Source organism: Rhodanobacter hydrolyticus (genome assembly GCF_044904645.1).
The window spans coordinates 1,973,225-1,991,189 of record NZ_JADIKK010000008.1; the positions used below are offsets into that span (position 1 = coordinate 1,973,225).

Sequence of the window (17,965 nt, forward strand, 5' to 3'; positions counted from 1 at the left end):
GCACCGATCGCCGCCATGGTTCCCGTAAGAAACCGAGTCGTGGACGCAATTGCCGGATTGAGCCAGGCCTTGCAACGGCAGAAGCTCAAAATCCGTAGTTGAGAAAGCCGCCATCCACTCCCAGCACCTGCCCCGTAATGTAACCGGCCGCAGGCAGGCACAGAAAGGCGATCGCCGCAGCCACTTCCTCCGGCTCACCAATGCGGCGCAGCGGCGTGCGATCCAGCACCTCCTCCAGATAATCGCCGTCGGCCAGCGCGGAATCGGTGCGCTGGGTACGGATGTACCACGGCGCCACCGCGTTGACCCGGATGCCGTCCACGGCCCACTCCGCGGCAAGGTTGCGCGTGAGCTGGTGCAGCGCGGCCTTGCTCATGCCGTACGGTGCGCCGGTGCGCACATGCGTGATGCCGGACACCGAACCCACGTTGACGATGGCCGCGTTTGCATGCTGGACCAGCTGCGGATGCGCCAGCCGGCACATCTCGAAGGCGGCGAACAGGTTCAGCTCGAAGATCGCGCGGTAATCGTCGCCGTATTCCAGCGCCGGTTTCGAGGCGTTGCCGCCGGCATTGTTGACCAGCAGCGACAGCGGCACGCCGAGGTCGGCCACCCAGTCGAACACCGCCAGCCGGTCTTCCGCCTCGGCAAGGTCGGCACCCATCGCATAGACCGAGATGGCTTCGTGCTCGTCGGCCAGCTCCACGCGCACCTGCTCGAGATGATCCTCGTCGCGCGCCACCAGCAACAGGTTCGCGCCCAGCCCGGCCAGTTCGCGCGCGGCAGCGTAGCCGATGCCTTTGCTGGCGCCGGTGACCAGGGCGGTATGGCCGTGCAGTTGCCAGGCGTCGATGCGGCTGCTCATGTGGCGAGCTTACACGATGGCCTTGCCCACGGAGCCGTGCGGCGAGACACTCGGCGCATGCTCGCCATGGGATCCGCGCGATGAAAATCCTGCTTCCGTTGCTTTGTCTCTCCGCCCTCTCCGCCTGCTCCGGCAAGCCGCCGGAACCGGTTGCCCAGCCCGCCAGCGCGGCCAGCAGTCACGTCGCTGCCCCATGGGACGCGATGAAGGCGGACGAGCAACGCGCGAAAGACGTGCAGAAGATAGTGAACAAACAGGCTGCGGATCAGGAAAAGCAGACGGAGGCGCAAACGCAATGATTGCCGTTTGGCCGTCTTGACGGCCAAACGCCTTGCATGGATCGACATTTGCCGGCATCGTTCCGTGCATGGATGCCAACCCAGTTACGCCGCCCCTGCTCGAGATCGACAACGCCACCGTATTGCGCGGCAACTGCACGGCGCTCGACCGGCTCAGCCTGCGCATCGAAGCAGGCCAGCACACCGCGATCCTGGGCGCAAATGGCTCGGGCAAATCCACGCTGGTCCAGTTGATCGCGCGCCAGCTCTACCCCCTGGCGCCAAGCGACGGCCGGAGCCCGGTACGCGTGTTCGGCCGCGATCGCTGGAACGTGGCTGAACTGCGTGGCCTGCTCGGCATCGTTTCGCCTGCGTTGCAACGCGACTACACCACCGATACTCCGCTGGAAGTATTCGACGCCGTGGTATCCAGCTTCTTCGCCGCGCGCGGGTTGTGGTTGGATCACGAAATCACCGAGGCCATGCGCGAGCGCGCGAACGCAGCGCTGGTCCAGTTGGAAGTGAGCCACCTGATCGGCCGCGAGATGGCCAGCCTGTCCACCGGCGAGGCGAGGCGCGTGCTGATAGCCCGCGCGCTGGCGCACCGCCCGCGTGCGCTGCTGCTGGACGAACCCTGCGCGGGACTGGATCTCGCCAGCCGTCGCCACTTCCTGGAAACCCTGCGCGCCCTTGCACGCAGCGGCACAACCCTGCTGCTGGTGACCCATCACGTCGAGGAAATCATCCCCGAGATCGAGCGGGTGCTGCTGTTGAAGAACGGACTTGCACTGCGCGAAGGCGGCAAAGCCGCCACGCTCACCGGCGAGGCGCTGGGCGAGGCATTCGCCATGCCGATCCGCGTGACGCAGCATGGCGACTGGTATCACGCCACTGTGCAATGAATCGCCTGTCTGGAGCCCGCGCCCGAATTCCTTCTCTTTGCCGGCCCACCCAACCACAGTAAAGGCGGCAAACGTGAAGCGGGCCCGAGGGGCGTCTGGCCGTTGTATCGAGGCCTTTGGAGTTTCCCGCCTACGCGACAAGCGGGACGGCCGCACCGGACCGTGCCGGGAAATTCAGGAGGCCACGGGCTTCCAGGTCACCATCAGCACGACCACGCAGAGAAATGGACGAGCTCTTAGTGTGGCGAGCAGAAGCAGTACGCATAGACGTTCGGCGCGCCGGCTTTCGCGTTGCGCAACAGCGACAACTCCGGCGCTGCCAATGCATGCACCTGCGCGAACCACGGCGGCAGCCGCAAACCCCAGCCTTGCAGCAACTCGACGCTGGCGCTCTGGCTGAAGCCGACGAGGAAACTCTCGAATGCGCTCATCGGCGCCTGCTGGTAGCGCACGGAATAATCCGCGCCCAGCTTCGCCATGCTGGCAGCCTCGGCCGTGGCGTCGCCGAGGCCACCGAGCTGGTCGACCAGTCCGCGATCCAGCGCCTGGCTGCCCGTCCAAACGCGACCCTGCGCGATGGCATCGATGGCGTCGAAGCCCTTGCCGCGGGCCTTGGCCACCCCGCCCACGAAATCGCGGTAGCCCTTGTCGATGATGGCCTGGATCACCGCGCCCACCTTGGGGTCGAGCGGACGCGTGATATCGAACGCACCGGCCATCGGCCCGGTAGCCACGCCGTCGCTCTGGATGCCGAACTTGGCCAGCGTGTTCGGCACCGAGTAATACATGCCGAAGATGCCGATGGAACCGGTAATGGTGTTGGGCTCGGCGACGATGCGATCGGCGTTCATCGAGATCCAGTAGCCGCCGCTGGCAGCCACGTCGCCCATCGACACCACCACCGGGATGCCTGCCTCGCGGGTCAACGCCACTTCGCGCCGGATCTGTTCGGCCGCATATACCTCGCCGCCGGGCGAATCCACGCGCAGCACCAGCGCCTTGGTGCGCCTGTCCTCGCGCGCGGCGCGGATCAGCGCGGCGGTGGATTCGCCACCGATGGAGCCTGCCGGCTGCTTGCCTCCGGCGATCTCGCCCTCGGCCACCACAACCGTCACGCCGGGCGCGAACAGGCTCGTAGCATTCGACACATCCGTGGAGTAATGCGCGAGATCGACCGAGCGGAAGCCGTGGCCGTTCTTCGCAGCGGGGACGCCCTGCTCGCGCAGCGAGGCGATCAGCTCGGCGCGTGTGGCGGTGCCGTCGATCAGGTGTTCGTTGAGCGCCAGCTGCGCAAGATCGCCGCCGGTACTCGCGATGGTCTGCGGCAGATCGTCGACATCGGCGCGCAACGCCGCTGGATCGAGCTTGCGCAGCTTCGCCACCTCGGCGAGGTATTCGTCCCACAGTCCGCCCATCCAGTAACCGTCGGCCTCCTTCGAAGCGGCCGAGGCATGGTCGAGGATGTACGGCTCGGCCGCGCTCTTGAACTGGCCCACGCGGAACAGGTGCACGTCCACGCCCAGCTTGTCGAGCAGGCTCTTGTAGAACAATCGATAGTTGGCCAGGCCGGTAAGCATCAGGCCGCCCTGCGGATCGAGCAGTACGCGGTCGGCGTGGGCGGCGAGGTAATACTGGCCCTGGTCAAGGTTCGCCGCCCAGGCGATCACCGGCTTGCCGGCGGCACGGAAGCGGTCCAGCGCCGCGCCCACTTCGCGCAGCGCCGCGAAACCGCCGGCGTGCAGTTCGTCCGGCAGCAGCAGGATGCGGCTGATGCGCTTGTCCTTCGCTGCGGCATCGATGGCGGCCACCAAGTCGCGCAACTGCACCTGCTGCGTCTTGTCGCCGGAGAGCTTCGCCAACGTACGCTGCAACGGATCGACGCTGTATTGCTCGACCAGCTGGCCCTCCGGTTCCAGCACCAGCACGCTGCCGTCCAGCACAGCAGCCTTCGTGTGGCTGGCGGCAATGCCGCCGACGATCGCCAGCAGCACGATAAACAGGAGAAAGAAGAACACTGCGTTGACGATGAGCAAGCGCACCACGTTGATGCCGCGGCCGATGCCGCACAAGACCGCCCAGAAGCCGTTGCGGCGCGGCGATTGCGGCGCGGACGAGGGCGTGGGACGGGAGGGCATCGGCGGTGGCGGCATGGCACGGGTTCCCTGTGGTTTTCCGCTAGCGTAGCCGTTCGCGCGGTGCCGCGTCAGGCCCGGGCTTGCGCTTCCGCCATCGGCAGGTGCGACCGCCAACGCTCGCCCCGCGCACTGCGCCAGAATCGCGTGAACAGCAGTATCGCAGCCACCGAAAGCCCGGCGATCAGGCCCATCCACATGCCACGCGCACCCAGGCCGCGATGGAAGGCCAGCCACCAGCCGGCGGGCATGCCGACACACCAGTAGGCGAACAGGGTGATCGCCATCGGCATACGGGTGTCCTTGAGGCCGCGCAGCGCGCCGTTCGAGGCCACCTGGATACCGTCCGAGAACTGGAACAATCCGGCCAGCACGATCAACTGCGCCGCCAGCGCGATCACCTTCCCGTCATGCGTGTACAACGTGGCGATGAAATGCGGCAATGCCAGCATGAGCGCGGCGGACACCATTTGGGAAGCCAACGTCAGGCCGATGCCGCAGAACCCGGCATAGCGCACGCCACTTGCGTCGCCACGCCCCACCGCGTTGCCTACGCGTACGGTGATCGCCATCGCCAGTCCCAGCGGCACCATGAAGAACAGCGTCGCGACGTTGAGCGCCACCTGGTGGCTGGCGATCACGTCTTCGCCCAGCGTACTGATGATGAGCGCGGTGGCCACGAACAAGCCGCCTTCGGCCAGCAGGGTTACCGCCATCGGCGCACCGACATGCAGCAGCGCCGCAATGCGCCGCCAGTCGGGCCATTCGAAATGCTCCAGCAGGTTCAGGCCGCGATAGTTGCGGTGTTTCATCACGTACACGGCAAAACCGGTCATCTCCAGCCACAGCGCAGTGGCTGTGGCAATGCCGCAACCGTGTGCACCCTGCGGCGGGATGCCCAGCTTGCCGAACATCAGCACATAACCCAGCGGAATCAGCAGCAGCAGGCCGCCGAAGCCGAAGTACATCGACGGACGCGTCAGCGACAGCCCTTCGGACAGGCCGCGCAGCGCGAAGTAGCAAGTGAGCGCGGGCGCACCCCAGCTGATCGCGAACAGGAAGCGCAGCACGTCGTCGCGCAGGCTTGGCGTCACGCCGATCAAGTCGATCAGCGGCCCCGCGTGGCGCACCGCGAACCACAGCAAAGCGCCCATCGCCAGGGCCAGCCACAGCGCCTGCCGGAACACCGCGCCCACTTCGCCGCGGCGCCCCGCGCCATCCAGCTGGGCTACCGAAGGCGGCACAGCCATCATCATGCCGATGCCGCTGACGATGGCCAGCGACCAGATGCTGGCGCCCACCGCCACGGCGCCCAGCACGTGGGCACCCACGTGGCCGGAGAGCACCGCGTCGATCACGTTGCTGCCGACCGCGGCGAGCTGCGCCAGGATCAGCGGAATGGCAAGGCGCACGGTGGCGCCGATTTCGTGCCGCACGCGGGCACGCTCGGGGCGAAACGGATTCATCGGAAGGCTCCAGCGGAGGTCCATTCTAGCCGGCGCAGCTGTCGCGCACCGCGCGCTGTGCCAAGATCGCGCGCTGCGACGAAAACAAGGGGCAAGCGATGAAATCCCTGGTCAGCCACGAAGGCCAGTACTGCGCCAACTGCACCACGCCGCTGGTCGGCGAGTTCTGCCACGAATGCGGCCAGTCCGTGCACAGCGTGCTCCAGCCGATGCACCACATGTTCGAGGAAACCGTGGAGACGGTGCTGCACATCGACAGCCGCATCGTGCATACGCTGCCGCCGCTGTTCCTCAAGCCCGGCTTCCTCACCCTGGAGTATTTTTCCGGCCGCCGCGTGCGCTATATCGCGCCATTCCGGCTGATGTTCGTGCTTAGCCTGCTGTGCTTCTTCGGACTGCACCTGGCCACCTCGGAAGTGATCGACCAGGGCCTCGCCAAGCACCAGCAGCGAGTATTGAGCGACCGCGGCAGCGACTTCGCGCAGGCCGCCAACGCCGACAAGGTGCACGAGCTGCTTGACGACAAGATCAATGCCCTCGATGCCGTGCAGACTTTCGGCAGCACGACGGCGGCGGCGGCGGTCGGCAGCGCGAAGCAAGCACTGCGCGCAGCCGCCAACCAGCGCCTGGCCGAGTTGCATGCCCAACCGCTGCCGGCGCCTGCCAGCTCCGCCGTAACCCTGGAGTCGCCATTCCCCCACCGGGTGGAGCATTTCCGGATTTCCTGGCTGCCCGGTTCCGTCAACGATCGGCTGAATGTGGTCGCCCAGCACATCAGCGACAACATGTACGCGGCTACCCATGGCGACGAGGCAACCAGGGAAGCCGCGCGGGATCGCATGGTCACTGGCGTGTTCGGCAAGTTGCCGGGCGCCATGCTGGTACTGGTGCCGGTGTTCGCGTTGCTGCTCAAGCTGTTCTATGTGTTCAAGCGGCGGCTCTACATGGAGCACCTGATCGTGGCGCTGCACAGCCAGGCCTTCCTGTTCCTGTGGCTGCTGCTGTGCACGCTGCTGGCCGCCCTGGCCGGCTGGCTGGAGCCGCACGCGCTGTGGACCACGACCCCGCTGAACTGGCTGGAGCGGGCCCTGGTGCTGTGGGCGCCGATCTACTTGCTGCTGATGCAGAAGCGCATCTATCGGCAGGGCTGGCCAATGACCCTGCTGAAGTATTGGTGCATCGGCTGGTTCTACTTCTGGCTGCTCAGCTTCGTCCTGCTTGGTGCGATCGGGCTGGGCCTGGCGCACTGATCCCAGCGTCGTCTGGCCGCGGTTTTGCACAGCGTCAAGTAACTGTCAAGGCATCCCCTGCGATCCGGCCTCCTTGTGAACACTTGCTGACACGCGTTTGCAACTTATTGATATGGAATGCATTTTCAACATGACCAAAACGTGTCCAGAACGTCACGAAGGGCGCCACCATGCGCTTCGGGGCCTCTCATCCCCGCCTCATCCACAGACTTTTCCACAGGCTTTGTGGATAAGCGGAAAAACCTGCGCCGAAGAGTGACTTGCGACTCGTTCCTCGACCCATCGACAGAAAGTACCCGCAAGCTTCGCGTCACTTGATCCCTGCCCAAGGAATGCGATCTCGACCGCTCGACCCCATCGCTAAACTGCACGCCATGATGTCCACCGTCCTGCGCGTCGCCCTACCGGTGCCGTTGCCCACCTTGTTCGACTACCTGCCACCCAGCGCGGGCGGCGAGGCGCGCCCGGGCTGCCGGGTGCTGGTGCCGTTCGGTCGCGGGCAGGCCACGGGCGTCGTCGTGGCCACAGGCGTTGAAGCGTCGGTAGGCGCGGGCAAGCTGAAGCGCGCGCTGCGCTTACTGGACGACGCCCCTTTGCTCGACGCCGAACTGATGCAGACGTTGGCCTGGGCTGCCGACTACTGGCTGGCCGCACCCGGCGAGGCTTATGCGAACGCCCTGCCGCTGGCGCTGCGCGAGGCAAAACCGCTGCCGCCGCTGGGCGAGGAATGCTGGTCGCTCACCACGGCTGGACGCAGCGCACTGGATGCGCGCAGCCGACGCGGCAATAGCCACGCCGTACTGGCCGAACTCGCTGGCGGGGCATTGAGCTCCGCCGAACTGGACGCCTGCCTGCCGGACTGGCGTGCGGCGGCGCGCCGACTGCTCGCCGCCAAGCTGGTCGAGCGCGGCGAACGCAGTACCGCCCCGAACGCCCCCACGCGGGAGGCGCCGGCACTCAGCGAAGAACAGCGGCATGCCGTGGACGCCGTGGCGGCAAGCCTGGGCAACTACCAGTCCTTCCTGCTCGACGGCGTTACCGGCAGCGGCAAGACCGAGGTGTACCTCGCCCTGATCGAGCGTGTACTGGCGCAAGGCAGGCAGGCACTCCTGCTGGTGCCGGAAATCGGGCTCGCCCCGCAGACGGTACGACGCCTGCGCGAGCGCCTGGGCGTGCCGGTGGAAGTGATCCATTCCAACCTCGCCGAGGGCGAACGCGCCCGTGCATGGCTGCGCGCGCGCAAAGGGGAAGCGAGAGTAATCCTCGGCACCCGCTCGGCGGTGTTCACGCCGCTGCCGCATGCCGGGCTGGTGATCGTGGACGAGGAACACGACGGCGCCTACAAGCAGCAGGAGGGTTTCCGCTACCACGCGCGCGACCTCGCCGTGGTACGCGCCCGCGCGCTGGGCGTGCCGGTGCTGCTGGGTTCGGGCACGCCCTCGCTGGAGTCGCTGGCCAACGTCGAAAGCGGCCGCTACCGCGCGCTGCACCTGCGCGCGCGCCCCGGCGCGGTACACGCGCCCACGGTGCAGATCGTGGACATGCGGGCGCAGCGGCTGGAACACGGCCTCTCGCCGACGCTGCTCGCCGCCGTGGCCGACACCGTGGCACGCGGCGAACAGGTGCTGGTGTTCAAGAACCGCCGCGGCTATGCACCCGTGCTGTACTGCCACGCCTGCGGCTGGCATGCCGACTGTCCGCGCTGCGAGCGCCCGATGACCCTGCATGCCGGACGGCGTGCGCTGGTCTGCCATCACTGCGATCACCACGCGCGCATCCCCACCGCGTGCCCGAGCTGCGGCGCCACCGAGCTGAAGCCGCAAGGCCAGGGCACCGAACGGTTGGAGGAAGCGCTGGCTGTGCGTTTCCCCGAGGTGCCCGTGCTGCGCATCGACCGCGAAACCACGCGACGCCGCGACGCTTTCGAACAATTGCTGGGCAACCTCCGCGACGAAGCCAAGTCCGCGATCCTCGTCGGCACCCAGATGCTGGCCAAGGGCCACGACCTGCCCAACCTCACCCTGGTCGCCATCGTCGGCGTGGACGAAGGGCTGCTCAGCGTGGACTTCCGTGCCGGTGAACGGCTCGCACAACAGCTGGTGCAAGTCGCCGGCCGTGCTGGCCGCGCCGCGAAACCTGGCCGCGTGCTGCTGCAAACCCATCACCCCGACCATCCCATGCTGCGGCAACTGCTGGCACAGGGTTATGCCGCCGCCGCGCAGGCCCTGCTTGCCGAGCGGCGGCAAGGCGCGTTGCCGCCATTCGCGCACCAGGCGCTGCTGCGTGCCGAAGCCGCGCAACGCACCGCCGTCGATGCCTTCCTCGGCGAAGCCTGCGCTGCATTGCCCGCCGACCATGGCCTGCAAGTCGCCGGCCCGATGCCGGCGCCGATGCCGCTGCGCGCCGGCCGCCAGCGCGGGCAGCTGCTGCTGGAAGCCGCCAACCGGCGCGAGCTGCACGCCGCGCTGCGCCCGTGGGCCACGCAACTCGCGCGACTGCCCAGCGCGCGCAAGGTGCGCTGGTCGCTGGATGTGGATCCGATCGACCTGTACTGACCGCACCGTTTCGCACCGGCAAATTCCACGCGCGCTAGCATCGGCCATCCGACGATGGGAGGTCCCGTGAAACTGCCCGAAGCGCTGGTCAACTTCTTCGGCCTCGGCGGCATCGAGACGCTGACGTCCACGCATCCCCTGACGCTGGCTTCGTTCAGGAGCATCGCGGGCATCGAGGCAGTGGTCTCGCCGATCTTCCCCGCGATCCTGGTGTGCGAAATCGTCTTTCTGGCCTGGGCCTACCACCGCTCGCCGCACAGGCTCTACGCGGTCTACAAGATTCCCGTGCTGATGTACGCGTTCAACTGGATCATCGGCCTGCTGATCAACATCGACGTGTTCCTGTGGACGCAACGGCACTTCACCGTGCTCGCGCCATTCACCGCACCACTGCATGTCGTCTGGTTCTTCTATGCCTACGTCGTGTGGGAGCTGAGCCACTTCGTCTACCACTGGACCTGCCACAAGGTCCGGCTGCTGTGGGTGCTGCACTCGCCGCACCATGCCCCCAAACACATGAATCTCGGCGTGATCTTCGCCGCCTTCTTCCTGCAGGGCACTTACGCGAACTTCGTACGCACGGCGATCTGCTCGATCCTGGGCGTACCCATGGAGCTGCTGATCCTCTGCATGGTGATCGACGCATGCTGGGGTTCGCTGATCCATTTCAGCGAAGAGGCATGGCCATCCGGCAGGTCCGGCTGCTTCCTCGACAGCCTGCTGCTGATGCCTTCGGACCATCGCGTCCACCACTCCAGCAACCCCGAATACATCGACACGAACTACTGCAACGCCTTGCCGATATGGGACAAGCTGTTCGGCACGCTGCGCCGCGAGATCCCCGCAATCAGGCCCCGCTACGGCTTGAGCCGCCCGCAGAAGCCCAATGACTTCACCGACACCTACTTCGGCGAAATCGGCCTGCTCTGGCGCGATGTGCGCAATGCCGACACATGGAAAAAGCGGGCCCTGCTTGTCGTGATGCCGCCAGGATGGGGTTCGACGGATCACTGACAGGCATGCGCCGGCTTGAGCTTCAAGCCGCCATGGCATGGCCTAGAATTGCGGGCGGTCCCCAAGGAGTTTTGCCATGCCCGATGCGCTGCCCCACATCGTGATACTCGGCGGCGGCTTTGGCGGGCTCACCGCCGCGCGCTCCCTGGTTCACGCGCCAGCACGCATCACACTGGTGGATCGCCACAACCATCACTTGTTCCAGCCGCTGCTGTACCAGGTCGCCACTGCCGGATTGTCGGCTCCCTCGATCGCCGCACCCCTGCGGCAGATCCTGCGCCACCAGCGCAACGTCACCGTACTGATGGACGAAGCCATCGGCATCGATCTCGCGCAGCGCCAGGTGCAGCTGCATCGCGAACGGCTGGACTACGACTGGCTGATCGTCGCCACCGGCGCCACGCACGCGTATTTCGGCCACGACGACTGGGGGCCCAACGCGCCGGGGTTGAAATCGCTCGACGATGCGCTGGCGATCCGGCGCCGCGTGCTCACCGCGTTCGAGCGGGCCGAGCAAGAGGACGATCCCTCCCGTCGCCAGGCTTGGCTCAACTTCGTGGTGATTGGCGGCGGCGCCACCGGCGTGGAACTTGCCGGCACGCTGGCCGAAATCGCACGACACACGCTCAGCGGCGAGTTCCGCCGGGCGCAGCCCCGCACGGCCAACATCCTGCTGGTGGAGGCCGGCCCGCGCGTGTTGGCCGCGTTCGATCCCGAGCTGTCGGCCAGGGCGCAACGACAACTGGAGCATCTGGGCGTGCAGGTGCGCCTGGGCCACGCGGTGACCGCCGTGGACCAGGAAGGCGTGGCGCTGGACGGCCAGCACATCGCGGCGCATACCGTGTTGTGGGCCGCCGGCGTGGCTGCCTCGCCGCTGGGCCGGATGCTCGACACGCCGCTGGATCGCGCCGGTCGCGTGCAGGTGCAAGCCGATCTCAGCCTGCCCGATCATCCCGAAGTGTTCGTGCTTGGCGACCTCGCCAGTGTTCAGCAGGATGGTCGCCCGGTGCCGGGTGTGGCGCCCGCGGCCAAGCAGATGGGCCAGCACATCGGCCGCCTGCTCGCCGCGCGTCTGCGCGGCGACAACCGCTGCTTGCCGTTCCGCTATCGCGACGCCGGATCGCTGGCCACCATCGGCCGCATGGCGGCGGTGGCGCAGTTCGGCAAGCTGCGGCTGTCCGGCCTCCCCGCCTGGTGGATCTGGCTGGGAGCGCACATCTGGTTCCTGATCGGCTTCCGCAACCGGCTGGTGGTGATGCTGGACTGGGCCATGGCGTACTGGACCCAGGAGCGCCACGCGCGAATCATCACCGGCACAGACAAGCGCGCGGATCACGAATGAGCGCGCACCTGCCTGCCGGCATCAACCGCCTGCAGTCGTATTGCCGTCGTGCGCGGGCTTTTGTGCCAACTGCTCGCGCGACCAGCCGCCACCCAGCGCACGGATGAGCTGCACGCTGGCGCGAAGCTGTTGCGTACCCAGGTTCAACGCACTGCTTTGCGCCTGCAGGGCCGCGGTCTGCGACTGCACCACGTCGAGGTAGCTGGCGGCACCGACCTTGTACTGTTTCATCGCCAGATCCAGCGCGTGCTGCGCCGCGACGGCAGCGGCCTGCTGGTCGACCATGGCCGCACTGAGGCGGTCAAGCAGAGCAAGGTTGTCCTCCACCTGCTGAAACGCGCCCAGCACCACACCGCGGTACTTCGCACCGGCTTCGTCCGCCGCGGCCTTGGCGGCCGCGACCTGCGCCTTGCGCATGCCGCCGTCGAACAGGTCGAACAGCAGCGACGGGCCGAGCGCCCAGACATGGTTGGGCGCGGTGAGCAGGTCGGCGTAGCGTTTGCTGAGGAAGCCGCCCTGCGCGTCCAGCGTCAGCGAGGGAAAATAGGCCGAGCGCGCCACGCCGATCTCGGCGTTCGCTTCGGCGGTGCGGCGTTCGGCGGCGGCGATGTCGGGGCGCCGCTGCAACAGCGTCGATGGCACGGCCAGCGGAATCGGCGGCAGCGGGACGGCCGCGGTCTGCGACGGCAGGGTGAACTGCGAGGCGGACTCGCCCACCAGCACCGCAATCGCGTCCTGCATTTCCGCACGCTGTGCCGCTGTCTGCGCCCACTGCGACTTCACCGTGGACAGCTGCGTCTGCGCGCGCGCCACGTCCAGGCCGGAGACGATGCCGCCACTGTGCAGCGTCTGCGTGAGTTGCAGCGCCTTCCGGTAGGCGTCGACGCTTTGCTGCAGCAATTGCAGCTGCTGGTCGAGGCCGCGCAACGCCAGATAATCGTCGGCGAGCTGCGCCTGCAGGCTGAGTTGCACGGAAGCGAGGTCGGCCGCGGTGGCCTGCGCTTCGTCCCTGCCGGCTGCGACGGTGTCGCGCACATGACCCCACAGATCCACTTCATAGCTGAGCTGGGCGCCCGCCGTGTAGGTGTCGTAATCCGCCGGCGCCGTGGGGCTGCGCATCGGTGCGGTGTCGGACTGGCGCTGGCGCACAGCGCCCGCGCTCGCACCGATCTGCGGGAAGTAGCCGGAGCGCGCTTCGCGGAACAGCGCCTGTGCCTGCTGGTAATGCGCCAGCGCGGCGGCAAGGTCGGCGTTGTGGGCGAGCAGGCGTTGCTGCAGCTGGTCGAGCCGGTGGTCGCCGTACGACGACCACCAGTCCGTGCGCGGCAACTGGTCGGCTGGCTGCGCCTGCACCCATGGACCGATGTCCTTGTACTGCTCGGCGACCGGCGTGGCCGGCACCTTGTAGGCCGGCGCCAGGTTGCAGCCAGCCAGCACCACGGCCACCGGCAACGCGAGCAGGAAGCGGTCAGCCCTTCGCATGGGGTTCGTCCGCCTTGGTCTGCTGGTCGGCCACGCGCACCTGGTCGCCTGTATCGATCCCGTCGGGCGGGCTGTCGATCACTTTGTCGCCGGGCGCAAGGCCGGAACCGATCACCGCGCGCTTGCCGTCGTCGCGCAGCACGTTCACCTGCTTGAACGTGACGCGATCGCCGGCGCCGAGCGTGGCCACCCGCATGCCGTTGCCGTTGAAGACCAACGCGCTGGACGGCACGCTCAGTTCGTTGTGCATCGTGCCTAGGTCCAGGTCCACGCTGGCGAAGCCGCCGGGCATCAGCTCGCCCTTGCTGTTGTCGACCAGCAACTGCATCAGCGTAGTGCCGCTGGAAGCGTTCACCGACCCCGCCGAATCGAGCACGGTAGCGGTGTAGGTCTGACCTGGGTGCTCCGGCACGCGCAGCACCGCGCGCGTGCCCTTGGGCACCTGCGGCACGTAGTTCTGCGGCACGTTGACGTACAGGCGCAGCTTGCTGGTGTCAGAGACCACGAACAGTTCGGGACCGGCACCGCTACCCACGTTGATCAACGCGCCAACATCGGTATCGCGCGCGGTGACGGTGCCGTCGAACGGCGCGACGAGCCTGGCGAAGCCTTTTTCCACCTGCAGCTGGTCGACCTGCGCCTGCGCCGCCTTCACCTGCGCCTCGGCCGCGTTAAGCGCGCTGGTCCGCTGGTCGATGTCCTGCTGCGCGACCGCGTCGGTGCCGGCCATCGCCTGCCAGCGCTTGGCGCTGATCTGCGCCAGCCGCGCGTTGGCCTGCGCCACGCCCAGGCTGGCTTGCGCCTGCGCGAGCTGCTGGTCGACGTCCGGCGTTTCGATGGTGCCGAGCAGGTCGCCCTTCTTCACGTGGGCGCCGATATCGGTGTTCCAGCTCTTGAGGTAACCGGAAACGCGCGCGTAGATGGGCGCGCTCACGAATGCCTGCAGGCGACCGGGCAACTGCAGGGTGGGCTGGCCCGTCGCCGACTCCGGCTGAACCAGCGCGACCACCGGCAGCGCCTGCTGCTGCGTCCAGTCGCGCATCTGCGACGTGCCATGGGCGCGGCTGGCCAGACCGTAGACGACGATGACCGCGGCCACCACGGCGGCGGCGATACCGGTCGCGCGCAGATGGCGTGGCGCGGCGTGTGGTTGGGTGTGCGGATCAAGCTGGGACATGGGTGACTCCGGGATGACCTTGCGGCGCATGCTTTTCGCCGTAGCGCCGATGGATGATGCTGAACACGACAGGGACGAAGAACAGGGTGGACACCGTGGCGAACACCAGGCCGCCGATCACCGCGCGGCCCAGCGGCGCGTTCTGCTCGCCGCCCTCGCCCAGCGCCAGCGCCATCGGCAGCATGCCGATGACCATCGCCAGCGCGGTCATGCAGACCGGTCGGAAGCGGGTGAAGCCCGCTTCCAGCGCTGCGCGTGCGGCGTCGCCGTGTTCATGCAGGCGCTCGCGGCAGAAGCTCACCACCAGGATCGAGTTGGCCGTTGCCACGCCCATGCACATGATCGCGCCGGTGAGTGCCGGTACCGACAACGTGGTATGCGTGGCGAACAGTATCCACACGATACCGGCCAGCGCGGCAGGCAAGGCGGTGATGATCACGAACGGATCGGCCCAGGACTGGAAGTTCACCACGATCAGGAAGTAGATCAGCACGATCGCGCCGAGCAGGCCGAACAGCAGGCCGGAGAACGCGCTGTTCATCGTCTGCACCTGGCCACGCAGCACCACGGTGGAGCCCTTGGGCGCATCCTTGGCGTTGGCGGCGATGATCTTCTGGATGTCCGCCGCCACCGCGCCGAGGTCGCGCCCCTGCGTGCTGGCGAAGATCTGCACCATCGGCTGGATGTCGTACTCCGACACCACCGCGTCGGCGCGGCCGTACTTGATGTCGGCGATGCCGCCGAGCACGGTGGTCGGGCTGCCCGCGGCGTTCACCGGCATGTCGGCCAGCGCGGCGGAGGTGTCCATCCGGTACTGCGGCGTCTGCATCACGATGGGATAGGTGATGCCGTTCTTCGGGTTGAGCCAGTAGGTTGGCGCCACCTGGCTGCTGCCGGCGAGATTCACCACCATGCTGTTGGTGACATCGCGCGGCGTGGTGCCGGTGTATTGCGCGCGCGCGCGGTCGACATTCACGTCCACCGTGGGCAGCGACTGCGACTGCTGGATGCGCGCGTCGGCCACGCCGGTAACACGTCGAATCTGTGCCAGCAGCTTGTTCGCATAGGCGAAATCCGCCGGCATGTCACGACCGCGCACCTGCAATTCGATCGGTGCGGGCGAGCCGAAGTTGAGGATCTGGCTGACGATGTCGGCCGGCAGGAACGCGAACGTCACGCCGGGGAAGCGTTTCGGCAGTTCCTCGCGCAGGCGCTTCACGTAATCGTCGGTGGGCGCATGGCCTTCGCGCAACGCGATCTGGATGTCGCCGTCCTCCTCGCCGATCGTGCCGGTGTTGTTGTAGATCGTGTTGATCGAGGACAGGAAGGGCGCGCCGATGCTATCGGCCATCGTCTCCAGGTCCTTCGACGGGATGATCTGGCGGATGGATTGCTCGATGCGGCTGAACTGCGCGGCGGTGTCTTCCAGGCGCATGCCGACGCGCACGCGCACGTGGATCAGCATCTGGCCGGCATCCACCGACGGGAAGAAGTTGCGCCCCAGGAACGGCGCCAGTCCGAACGACAGCACCACGAACGCGAGGAAGCCCATCACGAACACGCGCCGATGATCCAAAGCCAGACCGAGCATGCCGTGGTAACCGGCGCGAATCTTTTCGAAGCCCGCCTCGAAACCGCGCTGGAAACGCACCAGCGGGTTGCGGGGCGGCGCGTGCGTGCTGTCGTCGCCATGCGCGCCGACACCGGGCGCATGGGCCTTCAGCAGGTAATTCGCCATCGTCGGCACCAGCGTGCGCGACAGGATGAACGAGCACACCATCGCGAACATCACCGCTTCCGCCATCGGCACGAACAGATAGCGCGCCACGCCCTGCAGGAAGTACATCGGCACGAACACGATGCAGATGCACAGCAGCGACACGAAGGCCGGCGTCACGATCTGCGCCGCGCCGTCCATGATCGCGGTCTCCACGTCCTTGCCGTGCTCGAGATGCCAGTTGATGTTTTCGATGGTCACCGTGGCGTCGTCCACCAGGATGCCCACCGCCAGCGCCAGGCCTCCCAGCGTCATGATGTTGAGCGTCTCGCCCAACGCCGACAGGATGGCCACCGAGCCCAGCACCGCCAGCGGGATCGACACGGCGATGATCACCGTCGAGCGCCAGCTGCCGAGGAACAGCAGGATCATCAGGCTGGTCAGCGCCGCCGCGATCACGCCTTCGCGGATCACGCCGGTCACCGCCGCAGTGACGAACACCGACTGGTCGCCTACCGGCTTGATCTGCAATGCATCGGGCAAGGTGGGCTTGAGCACTTCCAGCATCTTCTTGATGCCGCTGATGATGTCCAGCGTGGAGGTGGCACCGGTCTTGAACACGCTGAGCAGGAGCGAGCGGCTGCCGTCCACGTGCACCATGTTGGTCTGCACCGCGCTGCCGAAATGCACGTTGGCGACGTCGCGCATGTACACCATCGCACCGTTCACCGACTTGATCGGCAGGTTGGCGAGGTCTTCCAGCCCCGACGGCGCGTTGTTGAGGTTGACCACGTACTCGCTGTCGCCGACTTTCTGCGTGCCCACCGGCGTGATCACGTTCTGCGCCGCCAGCGCATTGGCGACGTCGTTGCCGGTGAGCCCACGCGCCTGCAATGCGGCAGGGTCGAGGTCGAACATCACCTGCGGCGTCCTGCCGCCGAACGGATACGGGACACCGGCGCCCTCCACCGTCACCAGCCGGGTGCGTACCTGGTTGATGCCGATGTCGGTCAGGTTCTGTTCGTTGAGGCCCTTGCCCGACAACGCCAGCTGGATGATGGGCACGGTCGAGGCGCTGTAGTTGAGGATCAGCGGCGGCGTGGCGCCCGGCGGCATCTGCTTGAGCATGGTCTGCGCGAATGCGGTGACCTGCGCGTTGGCGATGGCGATGTTGGCGCCCGGATGAAAGAAAATCTTGACGATGCCGAACGTGTTGTACGAATTCGCCTCGATGTGCTCGATGTCGTCCACCGTGGTGGTGAGCGCGCGCTCGAACGGCGTGTCGATGCGGTTCGCCATCTGGTTGGGCGGCAGACCGGTGTACTGCCAGGCCACCGCGATCACCGGGATGTTGATGCTCGGGAAGATGTCCACCGGCATGCGCATGGCGGCGAGCGAGCCGGTGATGAGCGTGAGCAAAGCGAGGACGACAAAGGTATACGGTCGCGAAAGCGCGATCCGGACTAGATCTAGCATGCAGGGGATTCCAAGTGCCGATGTTGCGTCGCGGTAATTTTCCCACGCAGTCCACCGTGGGGCGCGCCTGGCTGCATGAAGATAATTTCATGTAGGCCGCGTCCTATTCCCGCACAGGGGAGGAACACCTGAGCAAGGCGAGGCATCCGGCCCTCCCTGTGCAGGACGTCCGGCGGCAAGGCGCCCCAGCGATCAGGCTCGTTTCAGGCCCTATGGCCACTGGATGAGCCGCTTCGCCGTTGTGAAGCTCCTCCGGCCTGCGCAGGAATGGCAAGCGGGAAGGTCATCCGTTTCCAGATACGGCATGGC

Annotated in this window: 12 protein-coding genes; 6 read left to right on the forward strand and 6 right to left on the reverse strand. The window is 66.9% G+C overall.

Translation table 11 applies throughout. The features are described from left to right. Nucleotides 1–85: 85 nt before the first annotated feature. Nucleotides 86–865 carry an SDR family oxidoreductase gene (locus ISP25_RS11515; RefSeq protein ID WP_192160571.1) on the reverse strand — a complete coding sequence of 260 codons (780 nt, stop codon included), beginning with the start codon at nucleotides 863–865 and terminating at the stop codon, nucleotides 86–88. Between the two features lie 80 nt (nucleotides 866–945). Here ISP25_RS11515 and ISP25_RS11520 point away from each other — a divergent pair, with 80 nt between their 5' ends. Both ISP25_RS11520 and ISP25_RS11525 read left to right on the forward strand, forming a co-directional pair. Further along, nucleotides 946–1,164, forward strand: coding sequence for a hypothetical protein (locus tag ISP25_RS11520; RefSeq protein WP_404614007.1), 219 nt, complete (start codon nucleotides 946–948; stop codon nucleotides 1,162–1,164). A 68-nt stretch (nucleotides 1,165–1,232) separates the two neighbouring features. Further along, a complete protein-coding gene (locus ISP25_RS11525; protein WP_404614009.1) occupies nucleotides 1,233–2,045 on the forward strand; it encodes an ABC transporter ATP-binding protein in 813 nt (270 codons plus the stop codon). 236 nt (nucleotides 2,046–2,281) lie between these two features. Here ISP25_RS11525 and sppA read toward each other — a convergent pair whose 3' ends face one another. Both sppA and ISP25_RS11535 read right to left on the reverse strand, forming a co-directional pair. Beyond that, nucleotides 2,282–4,195 (reverse strand): signal peptide peptidase SppA, encoded by a 1,914-nt coding sequence (sppA, locus tag ISP25_RS11530; protein WP_404614011.1) that lies wholly within the window; start codon nucleotides 4,193–4,195, stop codon nucleotides 2,282–2,284. A gap of 53 nt (nucleotides 4,196–4,248) precedes the next feature. Continuing rightward, a complete protein-coding gene (locus ISP25_RS11535) occupies nucleotides 4,249–5,643 on the reverse strand; it encodes an MATE family efflux transporter (protein WP_404614012.1) in 1,395 nt (464 codons plus the stop codon). Between the two features lie 98 nt (nucleotides 5,644–5,741). On the opposite strand from ISP25_RS11535, the gene ISP25_RS11540 reads away from it, so the two are divergent. The 4 genes from ISP25_RS11540 (at nucleotide 5,742) to ISP25_RS11555 (ending at nucleotide 11,804) form a co-directional block, all read left to right on the forward strand. Then, a complete protein-coding gene (locus tag ISP25_RS11540; RefSeq protein WP_404614014.1) occupies nucleotides 5,742–6,893 on the forward strand; it encodes a DUF3667 domain-containing protein in 1,152 nt (383 codons plus the stop codon). A gap of 374 nt (nucleotides 6,894–7,267) precedes the next feature. Then, the gene (locus tag ISP25_RS11545; RefSeq protein ID WP_404614016.1) at nucleotides 7,268–9,448 is read left to right on the forward strand and encodes a primosomal protein N'; all 2,181 of its coding nucleotides are present in this window, start codon (nucleotides 7,268–7,270) and stop codon (nucleotides 9,446–9,448) included. Between the two features lie 66 nt (nucleotides 9,449–9,514). After that, entirely contained in the window at nucleotides 9,515–10,462 is a 948-nt protein-coding gene (locus ISP25_RS11550; RefSeq protein ID WP_404614018.1) for a sterol desaturase family protein, read from the forward strand. A gap of 76 nt (nucleotides 10,463–10,538) precedes the next feature. After that, nucleotides 10,539–11,804 carry an NAD(P)/FAD-dependent oxidoreductase gene (locus tag ISP25_RS11555; RefSeq protein ID WP_404614020.1) on the forward strand — a complete coding sequence of 422 codons (1,266 nt, stop codon included), beginning with the start codon at nucleotides 10,539–10,541 and terminating at the stop codon, nucleotides 11,802–11,804. 21 nt (nucleotides 11,805–11,825) lie between these two features. Here ISP25_RS11555 and ISP25_RS11560 read toward each other — a convergent pair whose 3' ends face one another. Genes ISP25_RS11560 through ISP25_RS11570 form a run of 3 tightly spaced genes read right to left on the reverse strand, consistent with a single transcriptional unit; the run spans nucleotide 11,826 to nucleotide 17,656 of the window. Beyond that, nucleotides 11,826–13,286 (reverse strand): efflux transporter outer membrane subunit, encoded by a 1,461-nt coding sequence (locus ISP25_RS11560; protein ID WP_404614022.1) that lies wholly within the window; start codon nucleotides 13,284–13,286, stop codon nucleotides 11,826–11,828. Further along, nucleotides 13,273–14,463, reverse strand: coding sequence for an efflux RND transporter periplasmic adaptor subunit (locus tag ISP25_RS11565; RefSeq protein WP_192160593.1), 1,191 nt, complete (start codon nucleotides 14,461–14,463; stop codon nucleotides 13,273–13,275). The genes ISP25_RS11560 and ISP25_RS11565 overlap by 14 nt, the downstream gene beginning before the upstream one ends. After that, a complete protein-coding gene (locus ISP25_RS11570) occupies nucleotides 14,450–17,656 on the reverse strand; it encodes an efflux RND transporter permease subunit (protein WP_404614024.1) in 3,207 nt (1,068 codons plus the stop codon). The genes ISP25_RS11565 and ISP25_RS11570 overlap by 14 nt, the downstream gene beginning before the upstream one ends. Nucleotides 17,657–17,965 lie beyond the last annotated feature (309 nt).